The 19494-nt window shown below is 61.9% G+C and carries 17 protein-coding genes; 4 read left to right on the forward strand and 13 right to left on the reverse strand.

Translation table 11 applies throughout. From position 1 onward, the window contains the following. Positions 1–146 precede the first annotated feature (146 nt). The gene (locus IPV69_RS28030) at positions 147–392 is read left to right on the forward strand and encodes a DUF1580 domain-containing protein (protein ID WP_390884436.1); all 246 of its coding nucleotides are present in this window, start codon (positions 147–149) and stop codon (positions 390–392) included. Positions 393–1278: 886 nt separating this feature from the next. On the opposite strand, the gene IPV69_RS25395 is transcribed toward IPV69_RS28030, so the two are convergent. The 3 genes from IPV69_RS25395 to IPV69_RS25405 form a co-directional block, all read right to left on the reverse strand. Next, a complete protein-coding gene (locus IPV69_RS25395) occupies positions 1279–2226 on the reverse strand; it encodes a hypothetical protein (RefSeq protein ID WP_206292529.1) in 948 nt (315 codons plus the stop codon). Between the two features lie 422 nt (positions 2227–2648). Further along, positions 2649–2858 carry a helix-turn-helix domain-containing protein gene (locus tag IPV69_RS25400; RefSeq protein WP_206292530.1) on the reverse strand — a complete coding sequence of 70 codons (210 nt, stop codon included), beginning with the start codon at positions 2856–2858 and terminating at the stop codon, positions 2649–2651. A gap of 754 nt (positions 2859–3612) precedes the next feature. After that, positions 3613–4176 (reverse strand): hypothetical protein, encoded by a 564-nt coding sequence (locus IPV69_RS25405; protein WP_206292531.1) that lies wholly within the window; start codon positions 4174–4176, stop codon positions 3613–3615. A gap of 535 nt (positions 4177–4711) precedes the next feature. Between IPV69_RS25405 and IPV69_RS25410 the strand changes: the two genes are divergently transcribed. Beyond that, a complete protein-coding gene (locus IPV69_RS25410) occupies positions 4712–5617 on the forward strand; it encodes an alpha/beta hydrolase (RefSeq protein WP_206292532.1) in 906 nt (301 codons plus the stop codon). Between the two features lie 224 nt (positions 5618–5841). Here IPV69_RS25410 and IPV69_RS25415 read toward each other — a convergent pair whose 3' ends face one another. From IPV69_RS25415 to IPV69_RS25460, 10 genes are all read right to left on the reverse strand, one after another. Next, positions 5842–8016: a hypothetical protein gene (locus IPV69_RS25415; RefSeq protein WP_206292533.1), complete on the reverse strand. Its 2175-nt coding sequence runs from the start codon at positions 8014–8016 to the stop codon at positions 5842–5844. A gap of 325 nt (positions 8017–8341) precedes the next feature. Next, a complete protein-coding gene (locus IPV69_RS25420) occupies positions 8342–9388 on the reverse strand; it encodes a prolipoprotein diacylglyceryl transferase (RefSeq protein ID WP_206292534.1) in 1047 nt (348 codons plus the stop codon). Between the two features lie 60 nt (positions 9389–9448). Beyond that, a complete protein-coding gene (gene panD / locus IPV69_RS25425) occupies positions 9449–9826 on the reverse strand; it encodes an aspartate 1-decarboxylase (RefSeq protein WP_206292535.1) in 378 nt (125 codons plus the stop codon). A 112-nt stretch (positions 9827–9938) separates the two neighbouring features. Further along, positions 9939–10772 (reverse strand): pantoate--beta-alanine ligase, encoded by an 834-nt coding sequence (panC, locus tag IPV69_RS25430; protein WP_206292536.1) that lies wholly within the window; start codon positions 10770–10772, stop codon positions 9939–9941. A gap of 69 nt (positions 10773–10841) precedes the next feature. Continuing rightward, positions 10842–11081, reverse strand: a complete 240-nt coding sequence (locus IPV69_RS25435; protein WP_206292537.1) for a hypothetical protein — start codon at positions 11079–11081, stop codon at positions 10842–10844. A 48-nt stretch (positions 11082–11129) separates the two neighbouring features. Further along, a complete protein-coding gene (folK, locus tag IPV69_RS25440) occupies positions 11130–12143 on the reverse strand; it encodes a 2-amino-4-hydroxy-6-hydroxymethyldihydropteridine diphosphokinase (protein ID WP_206292538.1) in 1014 nt (337 codons plus the stop codon). 119 nt (positions 12144–12262) lie between these two features. Continuing rightward, positions 12263–13204, reverse strand: coding sequence for a lipase family protein (locus tag IPV69_RS25445; RefSeq protein WP_206292539.1), 942 nt, complete (start codon positions 13202–13204; stop codon positions 12263–12265). Positions 13205–13293: 89 nt separating this feature from the next. Beyond that, on the reverse strand, positions 13294–14541 hold the full coding sequence (locus IPV69_RS25450; protein ID WP_206292540.1) for an LL-diaminopimelate aminotransferase: 1248 nt from the start codon (positions 14539–14541) through the stop codon (positions 13294–13296). 309 nt (positions 14542–14850) lie between these two features. Further along, positions 14851–15639: a GYF domain-containing protein gene (locus IPV69_RS25455; protein WP_206292541.1), complete on the reverse strand. Its 789-nt coding sequence runs from the start codon at positions 15637–15639 to the stop codon at positions 14851–14853. Between the two features lie 383 nt (positions 15640–16022). Then, complete coding sequence (locus tag IPV69_RS25460) at positions 16023–17255, reverse strand: DUF1570 domain-containing protein (RefSeq protein WP_206292542.1); 1233 nt, start codon at positions 17253–17255, stop codon at positions 16023–16025. Between the two features lie 245 nt (positions 17256–17500). Here IPV69_RS25460 and lysS point away from each other — a divergent pair, with 245 nt between their 5' ends. Then, positions 17501–19075: a lysine--tRNA ligase gene (lysS, locus tag IPV69_RS25465; protein ID WP_206292543.1), complete on the forward strand. Its 1575-nt coding sequence runs from the start codon at positions 17501–17503 to the stop codon at positions 19073–19075. Between the two features lie 112 nt (positions 19076–19187). After that, positions 19188–19490: a hypothetical protein gene (locus IPV69_RS25470; RefSeq protein ID WP_206292544.1), complete on the forward strand. Its 303-nt coding sequence runs from the start codon at positions 19188–19190 to the stop codon at positions 19488–19490. Positions 19491–19494: the final 4 nt, after the last annotated feature.

A 19494-nucleotide genomic window follows, 5' to 3' on the forward strand; every position in this document is an offset into this window, starting at 1 on the left:
AAATCACGTGGTAGTGCAGCCCGTTAACTCAAGACCCGGTGGTGAGCATCGGGTGGTAGGCCCCTTGAGGGCGAGGTGCTGAGATGGCGATCAATTTGCACAGCGAGAACATCATCCACATAGGGGAAGTTCCGAAGTTGCCCTTCATGAAGGGTCGCGGCCGGCGATTGTCCTGCGCGACGCTGTACCGGTGGATCAATAACGGTTTGCGTGGCGTGAAGCTTGAGACCGTGCTGATCGGTGGAAGCCGGTGCACATCAGTCGAGGCATGCGAGCGCTTCATAGGCGCTACGCAAGGTGGCTCCCCCGCACCGGCGGCCTGTCGGACGGCGTCGCAGCGGACGAAGGCCGTAGACGCAGCGAAGCGTCAACTCGATGCATTTGGGATCTGATATTCGGAAGACAGAGGCCCGCGTTCCTTCCTAGGGGAACGCGGGCCGGATTCGGCAGGGACATGGCAATGGCACCTACCACTGATGGGAATACCCCGCAGTTGATTCTTGACGCACCAGTAGTTCCGTTGCGGGTAAGGCACTACTGCGACTTCATGGAAGTTACGCTGAAGAAGGGGCTTCGCAACGAGCACTGTCGGTTGCTGAATGACTTAGTGAAACCCCATGCCGGCCGACCTGATAAGGACCGCCTGTGGATTCGGCCCACATGGAAGAATGTCGTACGTGTGCGTCAGCCTACCGTCGACGAACTGCTCATTCTGGATCGGCTCATTCCGTCTGACGAGACCAGCCCTGTGACTCTTGCGGAATTTGCCTACGACTTCTTCCCAAATGATGGAGAGCTTGAGGCTCTCACCCAATTCATGGCGAATTCGGTCGTATTCCCTCAGGGTGTTGGCGGAGGGAGTAATCCCAGACCCTATCGCACTGTCGTCTATTTCGCACCAAACGATGCGCCCGTCAGGCCCAAGTTTTACGCTGATCTTCCGTCGAAGCTCGTGCCGAACGGACGGCGCGTTCCCCACCTCTGCTACTGCGTTGATGGGAGAACTCTGGACGATTGGGGAGTGCGCCGCCCTACGGACTATTCCCACAATTTTGATAGCCGCGGCTTCCTATCCACTCACCTTCGCCTGGTGAATGGCAACCTGGATCGGCTGCTTGCAAGGGCCGCACCAGTCCTAACGTTCCGTCGTCCATGTCTTGACATTACAAGGATGCTGCGGCGTCATCTTTCATTGGTCACTTGGTCCCTTGATGGCTGCGCACCTGGTCAAGGCGTGTACGACTACCTACGTGACTTCCCTGCATTACCTCCGGAGTTCTACGAACTGGGTCCCTTCCTTCCGGAGGCAACCCCGGTCATCCCGAACGAAATTCCTTGCCAGCCATTTTCGAGTTGTCCACCGGTCACTGGACCAAAACCGCCGGATCGGCAAGGCCGGCGTCGGTGCCGACGTGGACCCCGACCAACACACAGCGTCTGCCCGTCCTTCACCTCACAACGGCACTCCTGATGGACCGCCGTCCGGGGATCCTTGATGCCTTCCAGCAGATAGTCGATCAGATAGGCGCGAAGTTGGGATTCGTCGATGAACCGGGCGTCCGGAGAGCACGCGATGTCAATCCAGTTGTTCGCGTCAATGTCACGGAAGCTCACGCCGCCCGGGCGGGCGATCGCAAGGTAGGGCGGCAAGTCGTTCGTCTGTGCCAGCAGTCCCTTCAGTCCGGAGAAAGAGCTGCCATGAAGTGGCGTGAAGGTTCCGCCCGGATTGATCTTGATGTGACTGCCGAACTCCGAGTCCCGTAAGGGATTCTTGAAGATGTGAACGTCACCGATCGGGGCGTAGATGTTGTTCCGCCAGTGGCGATCGGCGTCGCCCTTCTGAAATGCAGCCCCGCCGATCACCTCTGTGCAGCCGAAGATGGTGCCGGCGTATCGCTCCGCCACGGCAAGTTGGTCGTTGAGGTAGTCGATGCTTGTCTGAAGGCCTTTGCCTTCTTCGCCCCATTCCTCATTGTCTGGTCCCTTCGCCGCCGACAGGAACCGCTCAATTCGAAGCTTTGCCCGTTTCGTATGGTAGAAGAACATCACATCTCCGGTGGTCATCCACCGAGGGGCGCTATAGGTTCGGTCGTGGCCCTTGGCAGTATCGAGGAGGAGTTCCATCTCCATGTAGCCACCGCCGGCGTTGTACGCTCGACGAAGTTCAGGAAGAGTGGACGGAAAGCTGACGTGGGCGACACAGGACTGAACATAACGGTCGCCCATTGCACCGGATAGGCGACCGTCGTGTTGGACAGTCGCAGTTCGTCGCCGCCGTCCTTGTGCCTTCCCCATCAGTGACCTCCGCATGCTATGTGTCGTCTGGTGGACTCTCTGACGGTAGCCGCTCTGGTACTCGTCCATGCTGTGCAACTAGCTTCTCTACCAGTCGCTCATCGTCTGATCGCCAGATTTCTTCGACCCACTGGATCCTTCGATAAACGACCGGCGTCTCGTCATGGTGACGTACTGTCAGAACTCGATCTGACGGAGGTTTAACGAGAACGGGGCCGAAATCATAGCCGCTCGTCCCCTCAACCCAACCCCGCGGTGTGAGGTGCCAGTCGAAGTATTCATTGCTTAAGGACATCCCGATCCTCGGTGGTTTGCAGCATCTGACTTGGTTCGAACGCTGCAGGCGGGGGAGGTCACTTCTTCAAAGAAATTGCCGGCATCAATGCCGCCGGCTGAACCCGAAGCGCCAGTGCCAGCCGCTCAATGGTCTCAATCCGGACCGATCGCTGTCCCCTCTCGATCAGGCTGATATGGGTGCGGTGCAGCCCGGCCGAGTCGGCCAACGCTTCCTGAGACATGCCCCGCGATTCCCGTAGGTCGCGAACGATCCCTCCGAACTTCATTGCGAACCGGGTACCTGCCACGCTTGACGAGCATCCGGGCGAAGGGGTAGACCGGGCCACAGACAATGCGCAACATCGCCCCGTCCCGGCCGTGCCGGGTCTCGGTGACGCAAAGGAGGCCCGTGATAGCTCACACTCGGTTCACAGCGTTGGTCAGCATCTTCGTCCTTCAAGGATGTGTCTCGCGTCCGCCGGTGAAGTCACTTGAGGAGATAAGTGCCCCCTGGTACACGCCGGAGTTCGCGACCACGGAACACACGACGGCAGAGCAAGTCGCGGCGGCTACCAAATATGAGTGGGACCCTTATAAGCAACGGGAGTTAACCGCCTCACCACTTTTGAAGAATCGAGACCACACACCCAAGCTTGTCCATGCCGATCACTACCGCTTAGTCTTTCAAAGAACGGGCAACCTGCACGGGTACGCTATCCAGGTTTCACATGAGTCGACAGAATGGTACTTCCTTCAGGAAGCCCATGACCGACAGGGATCGGTTTTGAGAGTAGTCCTGACGGACCGCGAAGCCTCCCGAGGGGGCGTTTCTGAAGACCTCATCGTCCAACTTGACCGGGAGTATCTGCAGGCGGCGGCGGCAGGAGGAGGGGTCGATATCCGCCTCGGCGGACAACGAGGCAATTGCCCTATCCGAGTCCCCGCTTACTTCGTCAAGGGCTTCCTATCCGCGGTGGACCAAGGACGATTGAAGTAGAGGGAGTCCGGACCCATGAGACCCGGACTCCCGCACCACGACGATCAAAGGTTCTGCGGGTATTTCGCGGACTTCTTGTCAGGCCGCTTCTCGCCCAGCCTCCTGGTGCCCTCGGCAGCGGTGCCGTCCGGAGCCGCCTCCTCCCGCCAGACCTTCCCGACCACCTTTGCGTAGTGGGCGGTCAGTTCATCCGCGAGTTCCTTCTTCACCGTCGGGACCTTGCGGCCGTCCCGTCCGTTCTTGGCCTGAATGTGAACCGTCGTCGGGCTCGGGCTGAAGCCGAGGCTCGCCGCGACCGCCGTGATCGCGGGTTTTGGCCAGCCGATCGACGCGGCGTAGCGGATGAAGTCGCACATCCCCAAGCCTCGCCAGTGCTGACGCGATCTACCTTCGGGCTTGGCCGTCCCGTCCGGGTCGGCGGCGGTGACCGGGTCGGTCCTTGCGAGTTCGACCGCCTCGGTTGCCGGGCCGGCATCGTCGACGGTAGGGGACTCCGTCACCTCTGCCGGCGGCGGCAGGGCCGTCTTCCGGGCGCGAGGTTTTGCCTTGGCCGGTCGCGGGTCGGTCGGGGCATCGGACTGCGGGGAGGGGTGCTGCTGAAGAGACATCGAACGCTCCTTTCGGGAAGCTGCCTTGGCCGTCGTCGGACGGACCGTAAAGGCTAAGCCTTACCCCTAGCGCGACCCGATGGCCCTGATAATCTGACCCGTTCGTTCCTTGGGCGAACTTGCCGCCGCTAGGTAGCGACCGCCGTACTTCGGGCGGCGTCTTGAGGCTCCGAGTCGGCGTCGCCAAGGCCCGGTTACCCCTAGGCCCGGCAAGACGGAATCTTCCGGCGATGGCCGGCAATTCCGCGATTTTTTGAGAATAAACGAGGTAGGTCGAGACGACTTGAACGGGCGGTCGAACGACGGTAAGATACGGCCAAATAATAGCTTCTGGTCGTTCGGCTGGGTAAATCGACACGCTGGGGGTCACAGGTTCGAGTCCTGTAACGCCCATTTCAACCGCAAGGCTTCATCTTTACAGCAATTAGAGCTGAATAGATGGGGCCTTGCGGCGTTTACGGGGGTGACATCTCGTTCAGCCGTCGCACCGCAGGTGCGTTGTGCTCCAGGCAGTTTGCATTTCAGGAGGAAGCTCATGTCTCAGTCGAGAAAGTCGATCTGTACCGCTTTGCTCGGTCTCTCGCTTGCAATGCTCTGCACTGCGTCGCCGGCACAAGCGGGCGAACCGGTCATCCTCAAGCTCTGGCCTGCCAAAGCCCCCGGCGAGACGGTCGAGATCGCGGCGGAGAAACAGACCGAAAAGGAAGGCGTCGTCACCAGCATCACCAACGTGTCGGAGCCGACGCTGAAGGTCTACGCTGCGGCGAAGGACTCGGCCAGCGGCATCGGGCTGCTCGTCGCGCCGGGCGGTGGGTACAACGTGCTGGCGTGGGATCATGAAGGCGAACAGATCGCCAAATGGGCCAACTCGCTCGGCATTACCGCGGGGATTCTGAAGTACCGCGTTCCGCGCCGCCCGGGCACCGAGAAAGACCAGCCGCCGATCGGCGCGCTCCAGGATGCCCAGCGGGCGATGAGCATCATGCGGGCCAAGGCCGGCGAATGGGGCATCGACCCGGCGAAGATCGGCATGCTCGGCTTTTCCGCCGGCGGACACCTGACGGCTTGGACGAGCACCAACTTCGACAAGCGGTCGTACCAGGCATTCGATGATGCCGACAAGCAAAGCTGCCGGCCGGACTTTGCGGTCATCATCTACCCCGGCGGGACGATCGTGAAAGACACGTTCGAACTCAAGCCCGAGATCCGCGTCAGCGATAAGACGCCGCCGAGCTTCATCGCGATGGCGAGTGACGACCGGGTGAACAGCGACAACTGCATCGCGCTGTACAACGCAATGAAGAAGGCCGGCGTGCCGGTCGAGATGCACCTGTACGCCAAGGGCGGCCACGGTTTCGGCATTCGCCCGACGGCCGGCCCGGCGGCGACCTGGCCGAAGCGGTGCGAAGAGTGGATGAAGGTGATGGGCTGGGTGAAGTGAAGATACGTCCTCCAGGTGGAGGGCGTCGGCCGCGAACAGACTTGTCATCCTGAGAGCATGTGACTTTTTGAAGAGCCGCGCACGGAGTGTGCTCACGGAGTAAGCGGGAACCGTGACGGATCGGGGGCATGCCCGCTTACTCCGTGAGTACACTCCGTGCGCGGCTCTTCGAATCCGTCTCGTGTTCGTGCCGAGCAAGCGCTCGGCGGTCCCAGGTCGGCACTTCAGCCCACATTCAACCCATTCAGATAATCTTCCAGCGCCTTACGCTCAGTTTCCGACTTCTTCTGCAGCCCCACGATCTCCTTCTGTAACCCTTCGATCTGTGTCTCCTGCTCGCCGAGCTTGTTGAGCAGGCGGGTGTAGTACTCCGTGTTCTGCGCGACGGTCTTCATGTTGTCGCGGATGCGGGTCTGTTCCTGGCTGATCTGCGTGATCAAGGCCTGCTTGTCGCGGATGGTGCGATCCGTCGCCGCCTGCGCCTGCTTCAGGCCGGCTGCCTGGGCAAGGGCGTCGCGGACGTCCTGCGGGATCGCTCCACTGCGGCTGTAGACGACGACATTGCCCGTATTCAGCGGCAGGATCGCGATCTCTTCTCCTCGGGTCAGCTCCTGTTTCACCGTCAGCTTGGTGCCCTTGCCGGCGGCGACTTTTCCTTTGAAGCGGTAGAGCGAATCGGTCGTCTCATCGGCCTTGGCCGGTTCGGTCAGCTTCCAGTCGCCGCCGAACTTCGCGTGCTCGATCACCAATGTCTTGTCCTTGTCTCCCTTGTTCTCGGCGATGTAGTCCTGGGTACTGACTTGCTTGTAGGTCAGGTGGAGCACGCCTTTGACGATCTTGCCGGTGACCAGCGACTGCGTCTGGTTGCCGTTCTGCGCCTGCACGAGAATCTGCTGGTCAACGCCGTAGCTCACGAGCCGTTCCTGGCTTGGCGGAAGGTCGTCGATGCGGGCATCGCCAACATAGGCACCTTCGTCGAGGACGGTGATCGGCCCCTGGAGCAGGTGCTTGTCGGTGGTGTTTTTGACGCGAGCGCCCAGCAGCGGGTTCTTCGGCAAGACCGCCATGTTGTAGATCGAGAGCTTCTCGACCTCGATCGGGTCGGTGACGACCGGGATCATCGCGCTGGTCTGGCGGGGGAGCGTGACATTGCCGACGGTGTACTGGAACAGCTCGCCCACTTTCGCGGCCGATGCAATGGATGAAACGCTCGACTGCGGATCTATTGCGGCCATGCGGTCGACGCCGTCGGCCGGGGCCGCACCGAATGAGGCATCGGCTTTTGCCGACTTCTTCGCCATCGGGGCGCCGGGTGCCCGGCGGAGCTGTTCGACGCCGTTGGCGTCGGCCCGTTCCATCTGCTGCTTGCTGAACTCCTGAAGCTCCCGCGCTTTGCCGATGCCGGCGTCGTAGGTCTGCGGACGCAGGCTCGCGTACAGCTCCGGCTGCACCACCGGCCGGGGGATGTACAGCGGCTGATACAGGTCCATGATGAAGCTGATCGGCCTGCCGCTGACGAGCGACAACTGGATATCGGTCCAGTCGTTGTCGGTTTGGTTTTCCACGATCGCCCAGCCCTGCAGCGCACCCGAGGGCTTGCCGGCGACCGGCTTCTGGTCGCCCTTTTCCGACAGGATCAGCCGGTAGCTGGTCTTCCAGACCGGCGTTTCGACGACATACCCGATCCGAATCCGCCGTTCGCCATCACCCTGGAAGCTGATGTTCACCGGCTTGCTGTCCTGGTCGCGCGCCGAGGCGAGCGCCGCCAGGGCTCGCTTGAGCTCTTCCTTCAGCTTCGGGTCCTGAAGTTCCAGTGAGCGGACATCATCCAGCGAGACGCTGCGGATGCCGCCGTCGGTGATCAGGTTGACGAACCAAGTGTTTATGACGGTCGCGTCTTTGCCGCTGCCGACGGGCACGGGTTTCTGTTCAACCCCGAGCACGGTGCCGGTCACGGATTCGGCCCCGACGGTAATGGCGACCTTCGCCCCGCGCAGTTGTCCGAGTAATTGCGGGACGCCGGGGTTGGACGTGATGTCGATCTGGAAGCTGCGGAGGGTCTTGGAGATCGGGTCCTGCGAAGGATAGGTGATGACGCCGATCTTCCCCTTGTCCATGTCCTGCAGGACCAGGGACTTGAGGATGTCATTGATCTGCTGGGTTTTGAAGCGGAGCTCGGTCGTGCCGTTGCCATTGACCTGCCCGAAGTGCTCGAAGTAACCCACGCCGGAGGAGTAAAGGACGACCTGACGGACCGGAACCTGTGCCTGCTGGTCGGCGACGGCCTTGGCATCAGCAGGCTTGGCCTGGCCGAACAGCACGGGAGCAGGAAGCAGGCTGACGCCGGAAACAGCTGCCGAGAGCAGGGCGGCGGCGAGAGTCTTTGGCATCTTTCGCATGGTCGGTTCTCCTTCGCGGGGCAAGGCAGATCAGAGCAAAGATCGGGACGGAGGGAAACCCTCCGCAATCATTCGACGCCGGAAAGGAGAGAAAGTTTCAGGTGACGAAAAATAGCGCCGTAGGTGCGGGAGGGAAACAGACGTGGAGGACAGACATTCTTGTCTGTCACTCGGGACCTAAAGCAGGATTCGAATCTCAAGGCCGTCTCTTCCGACCTCCATTTGACGCGACGTCGTGCATGCAGGAAGTGAGCAGAGGAGCCCTGGCGTTCGAGAACGGGTTCCGGTCCCGAGTGACAGACAAGAACGTCTGCCCTCCACGCGTTCAGGCTATCGCGACACGTCCCGCCGGCAGCTCCTTCGGCTCGGTCATGTCGTCCGGCTTGCCCTTGAACGCGAACCAGAGGATCACGCCGACCAGCGTCAGCCAGACGGAAACGAACATGCTGAAGCTCAGGTCGAACGGCAGGAACGCCAGGGTTTTGTCCGGGCTGCCGGGGCCGACGAACGCGGGCTCGGCCCGCATCATTTCCAGGATGAACCGCGAAGGTGCCTCGATGATCAGCATGAGTGCAAACACCCGGCCCGGCGCGTGTGGCAGCGCGTAGAACGCCACCAGGAAAAATGCGATCAGGAATGCCGTCACCGTGCTGGCAAGCTGGGCATTGAACACTCGGTTGGAATGTAGCGGGGCGACCGCTGTGAGCAGCTTGTCGCGCTCGGCGGGGGCTTGGGCATATTTGGCGGTGATGTCTGATTTCGTCAGTGGGGCAATCGGCTCGCCGCGCGGTCCTCGTCGAATCGCTTCTTCGGGGGGGAGCTGCGACGGTTCCAGCGACCGCTGATCGAAGTGCCGAATGTAGGGGTTCGTCGCGTAGGGGAACTCGATCGCGATCGGGGCGGGGAGCGTCGAACACTCGGCCCCTTCGCAGCAGCCGTTCATAAAGCACCCGACCCGGCCGAACCCCAGGCCCACCATCAGGCAGGGGGCGACGATGTCCATGCCGCGACGAATCGGCACTTTCTTGATCAGGCCGTATCCGATGCAGCAGACCGTCGCGAAGATGAACCCGCCATAAAACGTCAGCCCGCCGGAGCGAATGTTGATCGCGGCGAACAGATTCTCGCCAAAGGAGCGGGCAGGGTCGGTATAGGTGCTCCAGTTTTCCAGGACATGGCTCAGCCGGGCACCGGCGATGCCGCTGACCAGCGCGATGATGCCGCAGTTGACGAAGATCTCCGGATCAATCCGGCTGCGGATCGAAAGGAATCGCGCGAGCGTAAGCGCCCCCAGAAATCCCACCACGAGCATCAGCCCGTATCCGTAGATCGGGATGTCGAAGAACGGCAGGCGGAATAGTTCTTGTTGCATGGGATGGATGGGGATAGACAAGCGTGTCCGTCCCCCAAAGATACCTCTTCCGCGACGCGCCTATTCCAGCACCGACGGATGATCCACCGTCTCGGCCGCCTTGTTCTTCCTGTCGCAGATCACCACCCGCGAATGGTGCTTCTGTACTTCGTCAGGCGTCGCGAGGACGAAGCTCATGACGATCACGCGATGTCCCACCTGCGTCAGCCGGGCGGCGGCACCGTTCACGCCGATGATTCCGCTGCCGGCTTCGCCGACGATGACGTAGGTCTCGAAGCGGTTGCCGTTGTCGCAGTCGGCGACCACGACCGCTTCGTTGGGCAGCAGGCCGGCGGCGCGCATCAGATCCGAATCGATCGTAATGCTGCCATGGTAGTTCACGTCTGTGAAGGTCACATTGGCGTGATGGAGCTTGGATTTTAAGAGCTTAAGAAACATCGAACCGGGGATTGTAGGGGAGGAAACGGATTAATGCATAATGCCTATTCAGCAAGGAGAACTGCGCCATCTTGCGACGGGTTGCTTACAGATCAGGCGTTAGGCATCAGTTTCAGGGCTCCAACACCACGTTATCGATCAGCCGGGTCTTCCCCACCCGCGTCGCGACGGCGATCACCGTCGGGCCGGTGATGGTGTCGGTGTGTTTCAATGTCTTGGCATCCACCGCTGCGACGTAGTCGATCAGCAGGTGCTTCTCGAGCATCGTCTTCTGTACCGTCGTCAGCAACCGGTTGGCTTGGCGGACGCCGTTGGCAAACTCCTGCTGGGCGGCGAACAGCGCCCGGCTGATCGCCAGGCTCTTCTCCCGCTCTTCGGGCGACAGGTAGGCATTGCGGCTGCTCATCGCCAGGCCGTCCAGGTCGCGCACGGTCGGCCCGGCCAGGATCTCGATATTGAAATCCAGCGCCTCGGCCATTGCCTCAATGATTCGAAGTTGCTGGTAGTCTTTCTGCCCGAAGATTGCCACGTCCGGCCGAACGATGTTGAACAGTTTGGCCACCACCTGGCAGACGCCCTTGAAGTGCCCCGGGCGGTGCTTGCCTTCCAGCACGGTCGACAGCGACGGCAGATCGACCACGCAGTCCACCACGCCCGACGGGTACATCTGCTCGACCGGCGGGTTGAAAACGAAATCGACGCCGTTGGACTGGCACTTGGCCAGGTCGTCCTCGATCGGGCGGGGGTATCGGTTGAAGTCTTCGTTGTGGCCGAACTGGGTGGGGTTCACAAAGATGCTGACGGCGACGTGCGGCGCACGACGGCGGGCGAAATCGACGAGCGACAAATGCCCGGCGTGGAGCGCGCCCATCGTCGGCACCAGGGCAAGACGGCCGAGCTTCGCCCGCTCGGCGCGGACCTCGGCGATGGTGGTAAGGACTTTCATTCGCCCGCCATTTGCGGGGATAGGGGCGGGGGCGTCAAGCGGGGAGGGCTTGGCTGTGACCTGTCAGGACTATTCGCGGCGCGGTTCGTAGTCTCGCTCACGACCCTCTCGTACGGCTTGAACGACTTCTTCCCGAGTGGGTCGAACATCGACGAACCCCAGATCGAGAGGCGATCGGGTGCGGTCGACGGATCGCAACACGAACTCGCGGCCGTCACTGCGGCGGATATACACAACGCCTTCGCTCGTCGCCGTCTGAAGAACGGAGTCGAGCCTGCACCGGAGATCGTCATCACTGAAAGTGGTCATGGCGTTACCTCAATGACGGATAGATTTGTCCGGCGGGCAGTGCCCGCCCTACAGGAACAGCTCATACGCCGCATCACACCGATCCACCGTATGCTCCGGCGTGTACTTCCTGAAGCCGTACTTCTCATACATCGCCACCGCTTCCTTCAGCACGCTCGCCGTCTCCAGCGTCATGCGGGTGAATCCCATTCGCCGGGCTTCGAAAATCGCGTGATCGAGCATCCGCCGGCCCCAGCCGTGTCCTCGGGCCGAGCGGTGCAGGTACATCTTGCGCAGCTCGCAAGACCCGCCGCCGGTGGGCATCAGGCCGACGCTGCCGAGGACGTGCCCCTCGGCGTTCACCAGCACGTCGAACCGGCCGCCCTTCATCGCATAGCTGCCTTCGAGATCGAAGAGGTCCAGATCGGTGCTGCAGGGGTCGGGCTTCAGGCCGTACTCGCGAAGCACGCCGAACACCAGGTCGCGAACGGCCGGGCCGTCGGCATTGGTGGCGGGGCGGAGAAAGAGTTGTGGTTTGGCGTCGTCACCTGCCGGCGGCGGCAACACCGGCGAACCGCCCGCGCCACGCGTCATGCGCTCGGCCAGTTCGGCGATCGTTGACTTCAGTACCGGATGCACCGCGCCCGGCGCGATCTCCGCCAACGGCTTCAGCACGAAATCGCGATGGTGCATCAGCGGGTGCGGCACCTTCAGGGCCGACGTATCGATGATGCGATCGCCGTAGAGAATCAGGTCGAGATCGATCACCCGCGGTCCCCATTTCTCGCGGCGTTCGCGGCCCATGTCGCGTTCGACCTGCAACAACGCCTCCAGCAACGCCTGCGGGTCCAGCGTCGTTCGCACCTCGGCGACGGCGTTGACGAACGGCGGCGAATCCGCCGGCCCGCCGACCGCCGGGTTCTCCAGCAACGACGACACTTTCGTCACCTCGATGCCCGGCACCGCCGATAGGCGTGAGATCGCGTCGCGCAAGCTGGCGGCACGATCGCCGAGATTAGCGCCGAGCGCGACGTACGCGAGAAGCGGTATCGGGGTATCGGGGTAGAGGGGTGTTTTGGTCACGTTCTGCCGTTCTATGTGTGCACCGTGATTTGGCAAAGTCGCTTTGCGATCGACAGGCCGCGACCGAGACTCCGATCCACCCCGTCGCCCCGGCACCCCATGACCCCGAAGCCCCTACTTCAGTCAGGCAGCGGCGCTCGCGGCTCTTTGACGTACGACGCCTCGCCACGAAGCCGTCGCGATACGTCGGCCGCGATACGCGGGTCCATCACCACGCCGGCATGGGCCGCGTCAAACGGCCCCTTCGGAAGCCAGATTGGAATCTGGCCCGGCGGGGCGGCGTTCTGCTCGCCGACGGTCAGGTCCGCCAGCCGAACGTACGGAATGATCGGGTAGTCGGGCGTATGCCCGGCATCGTTGAGTTGCTGGAGAAATGTCGATCCCCGCCGCATGTCGCGCTGCGTCGAGATGAACAGATACGTTGGCACGTCCGCCATCGCCGCGCCCTGGTGGGGCGAGGACAGCGTGAACAGTCGGGCGATTCTCAGCCGTTTGCCCGTGGGCTTGAGTAGTTCGGCCGGGTCGGTCGATGGCGCCGACGAGGGGGCGCCTTCCGGTGCAGACGATGCCGTGGTGGAGACAGTACTGGTGGGGACGGTCGTGGGAGGGAGCGTCGTAGCAGGGACGGCCGTTGCTGCCAACGTCGCCGGGCGTTCGCCGACGGCCGGCAGGGCGGCGTACCGCGCCGCCAAGCCGCCCATGGAAAGGCCGATGACGTCCACCTCCTGCGTCGCCGCGGGGTCGTCGGACGGAAACGCCTCCTCCACCGCCGCCACGATCTTCTGCCGGCAGGCGTCGAAGTTGGTGGTGGTCAGCAGGCTGACGGTGACGACCTGCTTCTCGTCCGGCGTCAGCTTTCGAACCCAGTTGGCCACCACCGCCGATCCCAGGCCGGGATCAAGATACCCGTCGATCACGACCACCGGCCGGCTGAGCGGTTTCCGCTCGGCCTGTATTGCCACCAATTCCTTGTCCGCCGCCGAAACCGACAGCGGGAAGGAAGAGTTTTCGGGACGGGTACCACAGCCGGCGGCGAAAAGAAGTGAGCCACAGATGAACACAGATGAACACAGATAAGAAAGAGGCAATCGGATGCCGCCTTTATCTGTGTTCATCTGTGTGCATCTGTGGCTCATAGGTTCCGCTAGCTCTAGAACTCAAACTTGTTCGCGCCCAGCCGGCTGTCGATCTCGCCGATCACGCGCTTCTCGTCGGCCTCGTCCTTCGCGATGAACGTCACGCTGAACCGCACATACGAGCCCGCGTCGTCCCAGGGGACGGTGCTGATGAGGTTTTCAGTGATCATCCACTGCGAAAAGTTCTCGGCCTTTTCGAACGCCACACGCTGGCCGGTCTTGCCGGTCGCGGCCTTGGGGCACTTCACGTACAGGAAGAAGCTTCCCTTCGGCTTCTTGGCGTTGAAGCCGTGCTTCTGCAGCACGCCGACGAGCGTGTCCATCCGACGGCTGTACTTGGCGGCGATCTTCTGCGTCTGCTCGGGGTGGTCGAGGCAATATGCGCATGCCTCCTGGATGCCCAGGTACTGCCCGGAGTCGGTGTTGTCTTTGACGTCGGCGTACGCCTTGACGATCAGCGGGTTGCCGACGACGAACCCGAGTCGCCAGCCGGTCATATTGAAGCCCTTGCTCATCGAATGCAGTTCAACGCCCACGTCCATCGCGCCCGGCGTCGCCAGGAAGCTGAGCGGCTTGCCTTCGAACACCAGGGCGGCGTACGCCGAGTCGTGGAAGACGACGATGTTGTGCTTCTTGGCGAACTCGACCACTTCCGCAAAGAACGCCGGCGTGGCCGACGCGCCCGTGGGGTTGTTGGGGTAGTTGATGACCAGGGTCTTAGCGCGCTTCAGCACGTCGGCCGGGATGGACTTCAGGTCCGGCAGGAAGTTGTTCTGTTCCAGCAGCGGGATGTTGTGAACCTGCCCGCCGAGGTACTTCGAGTGGGTGCCGAAGACCGGATAGCCGGGCGTGGTCATGAGCGCCACGTCGCCGGGGTTGATGAACGCGTACGGCAGGATCGACAGTGCCGCCTTGGAGCCGATGGAGTGGCAGACCTGCGTCTCGGGGTTGATGCCGTCGACGTTGCAGACGTTCTTCATCCAGCGGGCGGCCGCCTGCTTGTAGATGTCGCCGCCGTTGTCGGCGTAGCCGCGGTTGCCGGGCTTCTTGCTGGCTTCGTAGAGCTTGTCGACCACATCGGGGAACGGCGGCTCATCGGGCTCGCCGACACCCATGTCGATGATCTGGCCGTTGGGGTTGGCGGCGAGCGCCGCCTTCTTGGCGCGCTTGATCTTCTCGAACTTGTAGATCTCGGTGCCCTTGCCGTAGCCGGTGCCGCCGATGCGGTCTGCGAAGAGTTGTTGGATGTAGGGGTCGCTCATAATTCCTTGATGGTCCTGCTGGGGAAAGCGAGAGATTGTACGACCGGACGGCGCGGAGAAAAAGAGAGTCCGCGAGGAAGTGCAATGCGACAGAACGCGGCGCGATGGGACCCACCTACCCCTTTTTGCGCCATCCCCGAAGGGGTGGGTGTGGCGCGACTGGGGAACGTGCGCGGATTGGAAGGTCGGTCCCTGCGTGTCGAAGTACTTCTGCGATCGGCGCCGAGCCCACCCCTTCGGGGATGGCGCTAAAAGGTTCAGAGGTCGCAATACCGCGGCGCGACGTTGACCCCGCAATCCCCGACCTGTCTATGCGTTCGGGCCCCGCGTCGCGCGGACCAGTTCGTTCACGTTTGCCTGGAGCGTGCCCCAGTAAATGGGTCCCATGATCAGAAAGCCGACCAGTAAGTTGATGTACGGGATCACCATGCAGATGCAGTAGGCCATCGCCAGGCCACGTGGGGCATTCTGCGGTAGCCCGGCCTGTCGGCGTTCTTCGTTGATTCGGTCAATCAGCCGAAGATTGGCAAAAAAGAGCCAGTACAGATTGAAGAACGGAATGAACATGAACCCGATCGCCTTGCCCGCCGACGGATCATCCGGACGTCGAACGGGCAAGCTTCCATGCTTCATCATCTGGTAAATGAACGAGAAGACGCCGAGCGTAACCCAGTGCAGAATGACGACGCCGACCGTGCTGAAGCTGGTGAGCGTATGAGAGGTTGAACCGGCCGGGGCATAAGGATTGGCATACCCGACTTGCTGCGGGTAGCCCGGTTGATATCCCGGCTGTTGCCGGATCGGCTGCTGGTAGCCTTGCGGCACCCCGTAAGCCGCCGATACCGGCATTGCCGTCTGCTGCTGCTGGAACCCAGCCGACTGCTGATAACCCTGCGGCTGTGCGGCGCCGCGCTGCGGCCCAAACACCGCCGCCAGGCTCGGCACCTGTGACGCCTGCAATCGCTGGTTCGTCGTCGCGTCCTGCAACATCGACAACGCCGTCAGTCGGCCTTCGCGAGCCCATTGCGACAGCGTGGCTTCATCGGCCGGCCCGTACGACTGCCCGTCCTGTGCGATCACCCAGAATTGCCTGCTCATGTTCGACCTCTTCGCGTATTAAAGGGTTGCTGGCCAGACACCATACCACGCGAAAGGTGGGGGATGAAGGGAAAGCGGGGACTCCCCTGTGCCGCCGGGTGCGGAACACACCTTTTGCAAAGGGAAAGGAAAACACCACGGAGCGCGGAGACACGGAGGGCAGCCTGCTCCGAAAATAGAAGCGATGAACGCCAAGACGCCGAGTCGCCAAGGACGTCATCCAAGGCAAGGCAACTCTTGGCGTCTCGGCGTCTTGGCGTTCAATCCCCACGCCGTACGAAGGTTTCATCATTCTCGGTGAGAGGCAAGAGGCCTCATGATGAACTCCGTTGTGATTCTCTTGCTGCGCCAGACGTGTTGTGCCCGGCGTCGCCGCCGACGGATCACTCCGCGCGCCCCAGCTCGCGGGCCACCCGGGTGCCCGGCTTTTCGACGGCGACTTCGTGCTCGAAGCGGTCGCCTGATTTGTGAAAGCGGGTGCGCAACTGGTAGTCGTCGTGGCAGCGGCAGACGATGTCGGGCAGCGGCGCGCCGGGGCGGGCCTCGAAGTACAGTTGTTCCGGCGACAACGCCCGGCCGGCCATGTCGCTGAAGTAGACCTTCAGGTCCTTCTCGGTTTCCCAGCTCAGCTCCCCCTTGGTGTAGTGCATGCGATACCCGCCGGCGACGGCGGCCCGCTTGAACTGCGTGATATTCGCGAACTTCATTCCCCGCTTGATCAGCTCAGAGTACAGGTCGCCCAGCACGCCCTGGCGTTCGATGATCGTCGCGGTCGGCGTCGGCTCGAGGCTCCTGCCGAACTCGACGAAGCGGTCCTGGAAACCCTTGATGTTGGGGCTGAACGCTTCCTTAAATGCAGCGTCGGCATCTTTGCCTTCGTGCAGCAGCCGCAGCATGTTGATCAGCCGGGCGCGGTGGATCGGCTGGCCTTTGTCGTCGGCGACGAACGTAAGAAAGTGCACCATCGCCCAGGCCTGGTTGTACTGCGTAGCGCCCAGGTCGCCGTCGTTGCCGAGGTTGGTCGCCCATTCGTCCTGCGACATCGGCAGCATCTTCTCGAACGGAATCAGCTTGCCCTTGGTCAGGTCATTCTGGATCTGCCGCACCCGCCGAGGCGCGATATGGCCGAGCCAGAACCCTTCGCCGGTCCAGATCGCTTCTTCGAAGAGCTGCGCCATGCCTTCGTTCAGCCAGACCGGCAGCTCTTTGCTGATCGCGTTGTACGCGAACTGGTGGAACGCTTCATGCTGCAGCGTACGTCGCAGGCCGTCGCGGCCCTGGCCTTCAAGGAATGCTGCCAGCAGGTTGCGGCGGGGGATGTACACGCCGCCGGTGTTGTGCAGCTTCTCGCCGGTGAAGGCGAGGTAGTCTTTCTGTTTCGCGAAAAGGTAGGCTTCCAGCTTCGGCACGTCGTCGGCCGGTTGGAAGGCGGCCAGGCGGCGGGCGTACTCGTCGTACATCGCATCCATGCGGCGGGAGATGTCCGTCGCCAATTCGCGGTCGAGATCGGTGTTGATGCGGTAGTGACGGGTGTCGATCGCACGCAGTTCGGCGGCGGGGGCGAGATTGGCGGATGCGACGAGAGCGAGAATACAAAGCAGGATTCGGAAGCCCAAAAGATGTGGAGATGGGACCGCTGTCCGTGACACGGGTTTCCAACCCGTGCATTGTGCGTTCGGACTCCGGTGACACTTCATCTTCAGTTCTCTTTAAGAATGGACTGAGGATTCGAACTTGACCTGCTCCTGCATCGCTCGCACGGGTTGGAAACCCGTGTCACGGACAGCTGTGTCAGGACAGTCGCCGTGATCAGAAGTTCGCGGCTGCGCCGAACCGCCTTTCAGCGCCCTATCCCTTTCGGATGATCGTCCGTATCATCCTCAACCTTTTCACCCACGGGAACATGGAATCGCAGACTCCGCCAGAATCGACGTCCGAGAACTCGTACGAACAGGAACGCCGGGCCAAAGCGCATAAAATGCGCGAGCTCGGCGTCGAGCCGTTCGGCCTTCGCACTGAAGGTCTGCTGCCGCTGGCGAAGGTCCGAGAACTGCACAAACCGGAGTTCGGCCAGGACGGCGGGCCCGAGGTGACAGCCGCAGGGCGCATTATCTTCTTGAAGCGATTTGGGAAGCTCTCATTCCTGACCGTACGGGATGAGACCGGCCTGATGCAGTTCGCACTGGATAAGAAGCGGCTGTCAGAGACAGCCTGGAAGATCCAAGACCTGCTCGATCTAGGCGACCAGATCGTCGTCACCGGAAAGCTCGGCCAGACCAAGACCGGCGAAGTTACCGTCTGGGCGAGCGGCCTGGCGATGGGCAGCAAGAGCTTCCTGCCGCCGCCGGCGAAGTGGGAAGGGCTGACGGATGTCGAAATCCGCTACCGCCAGCGGTACGTCGACCTCTGGAGCAACCCCGAGGTGATGAAGCTGGCGCAATTGCGCATTCGCATCATTGATGAGATGCGCAGCTTCCTGAAGGCACGCGGCTTCCTCGAAGTCGAAACGCCGATGCTCCAGCCGATCCACGGCGGCGCGGCCGCCCGGCCGTTCATCACGCACTCCAACGCGCTGGACCTCAAGCTCTATATGCGCATCGCGCCCGAGCTGTACCTCAAGCGCTTGCTCGTCGGCGGCTTCAGTAAGGTCTTCGAAGTCAACCGCAACTTCCGCAACGAAGGCATCAGCCCCAGACACAACCCCGAGTTCACGATGCTCGAGGCGTACGAAGCCTACGGCAACTGGGAGACGATGGCGGAGCTCGTCGAATCGATGATCTGCCATATCGCGCAGACCGTGTTCGGCACGCTGAAGATCGAACACAAGGACGCCGAGGGGAACGTTCGCAAGACGATCAACCTGGCAGGCGACACCAGCAAGCCGGTCGGCCAACGATGGCGGCGGGCGCGTGTTGCCGACCTCGTTGAGGAGCGGACTGCATGGAAGTTCACGAAGGAAGCCGCGACGTCTGAACAGATCGCGGATCTCCGCTCAAAGAACCCGGGCAAGGACCTGAAGCTGAACGGGTCGCCCGCCGAACAGCTTATTGAGGTGTACGAAAAGCTCATCGAGCCCACCCTCGTCGACCCCTGCTTCGTCACCCAGGTCCCCAGCGTCATCATCCCCCTCGCCCGCAAGAACCCGGCCGATCCGTTCTTCTGCGACGTCTACGAGCTGGCGATCAACGGCCAGGAGATTTCCCCCGGCTACACCGAACTCAACGACCCCGACGTCCAGCGCGAAAAGCTCATGGACCAGGTCGGCGACAAGGAAGAACGCCAGGAGATTGACGAGGACTTCCTGACCGCGCTCAAGTACGGCATGCCCCCGGCCGGCGGCCTGGGTCTGGGCATCGATCGGCTGATCATGATGCTGACCGGCGCGGAAAGTATTCGGGATGTGATCCTTTTCCCGCTCATGCGCCCTCAATCGTAGGGGCCGCCTTGGCGGACGCGATCGCGTGTGGCATGGACAAGTACTCTTTTCCGTGTCCGCCACGCGGCAGAAGCCACGGACGTGACTACATGTCCATGCCACAGGAATTACGATGTTCTTCGTCTGGGATGACTGGAACACCGCCCATATCGGCAAGCATCAGGTCGAGCCGTTTGAAGCGGAAGACGTGATCCGTCGCGCCGCCCGGCCTTATCCAAAAGGCATGGGCAATGGTAAGTTTCTCGTCCGCGGGCGAACCCGTGGTGGCCGTCGGTTGAACGTGATCTTCGTGTTCCGACCGCCGGAATCGATCGACGCAGATCTGCTGTCGCCGGAAGAACTGCTGGCGTTGGAGCAAGGCGAGAACGCAGCCTATGTCATTCATGCCCGCGACTTGCGGTCGGGCGAGTCCTAACCTC

It is taken from the genome of Humisphaera borealis, assembly GCF_015169395.1.
GTDB classification, from domain to species: domain Bacteria; phylum Planctomycetota; class Phycisphaerae; order Tepidisphaerales; family Tepidisphaeraceae; genus Humisphaera; species Humisphaera borealis.

Coding starts and splice junctions, on each gene's coding strand:
- IPV69_RS25470 (WP_206292544.1), top strand. CDS start 19,188: ATGTTCTTCGTCTGGGATGACTGGAACACCGCCCATATCGGCAAGCAT.
- IPV69_RS25450 (WP_206292540.1), bottom strand. CDS start 14,541: ATGAGCGACCCCTACATCCAACAACTCTTCGCAGACCGCATCGGCGGC.
- IPV69_RS25455 (WP_206292541.1), bottom strand. CDS start 15,639: ATGAGCAGGCAATTCTGGGTGATCGCACAGGACGGGCAGTCGTACGGG.
- IPV69_RS25400 (WP_206292530.1), bottom strand. CDS start 2,858: ATGAAGTTCGGAGGGATCGTTCGCGACCTACGGGAATCGCGGGGCATG.
- IPV69_RS25435 (WP_206292537.1), bottom strand. CDS start 11,081: ATGACCACTTTCAGTGATGACGATCTCCGGTGCAGGCTCGACTCCGTT.
- IPV69_RS28030 (WP_390884436.1), top strand. CDS start 147: ATGAAGGGTCGCGGCCGGCGATTGTCCTGCGCGACGCTGTACCGGTGG.
- IPV69_RS25405 (WP_206292531.1), bottom strand. CDS start 4,176: ATGTCTCTTCAGCAGCACCCCTCCCCGCAGTCCGATGCCCCGACCGAC.
- lysS (WP_206292543.1), top strand. CDS start 17,501: ATGATCGTCCGTATCATCCTCAACCTTTTCACCCACGGGAACATGGAA.
- IPV69_RS25395 (WP_206292529.1), bottom strand. CDS start 2,226: ATGGGCGACCGTTATGTTCAGTCCTGTGTCGCCCACGTCAGCTTTCCG.
- panC (WP_206292536.1), bottom strand. CDS start 10,772: ATGAAAGTCCTTACCACCATCGCCGAGGTCCGCGCCGAGCGGGCGAAG.
- IPV69_RS25415 (WP_206292533.1), bottom strand. CDS start 8,016: ATGCGAAAGATGCCAAAGACTCTCGCCGCCGCCCTGCTCTCGGCAGCT.
- panD (WP_206292535.1), bottom strand. CDS start 9,826: ATGTTTCTTAAGCTCTTAAAATCCAAGCTCCATCACGCCAATGTGACC.
- IPV69_RS25410 (WP_206292532.1), top strand. CDS start 4,712: ATGTCTCAGTCGAGAAAGTCGATCTGTACCGCTTTGCTCGGTCTCTCG.
- IPV69_RS25420 (WP_206292534.1), bottom strand. CDS start 9,388: ATGCAACAAGAACTATTCCGCCTGCCGTTCTTCGACATCCCGATCTAC.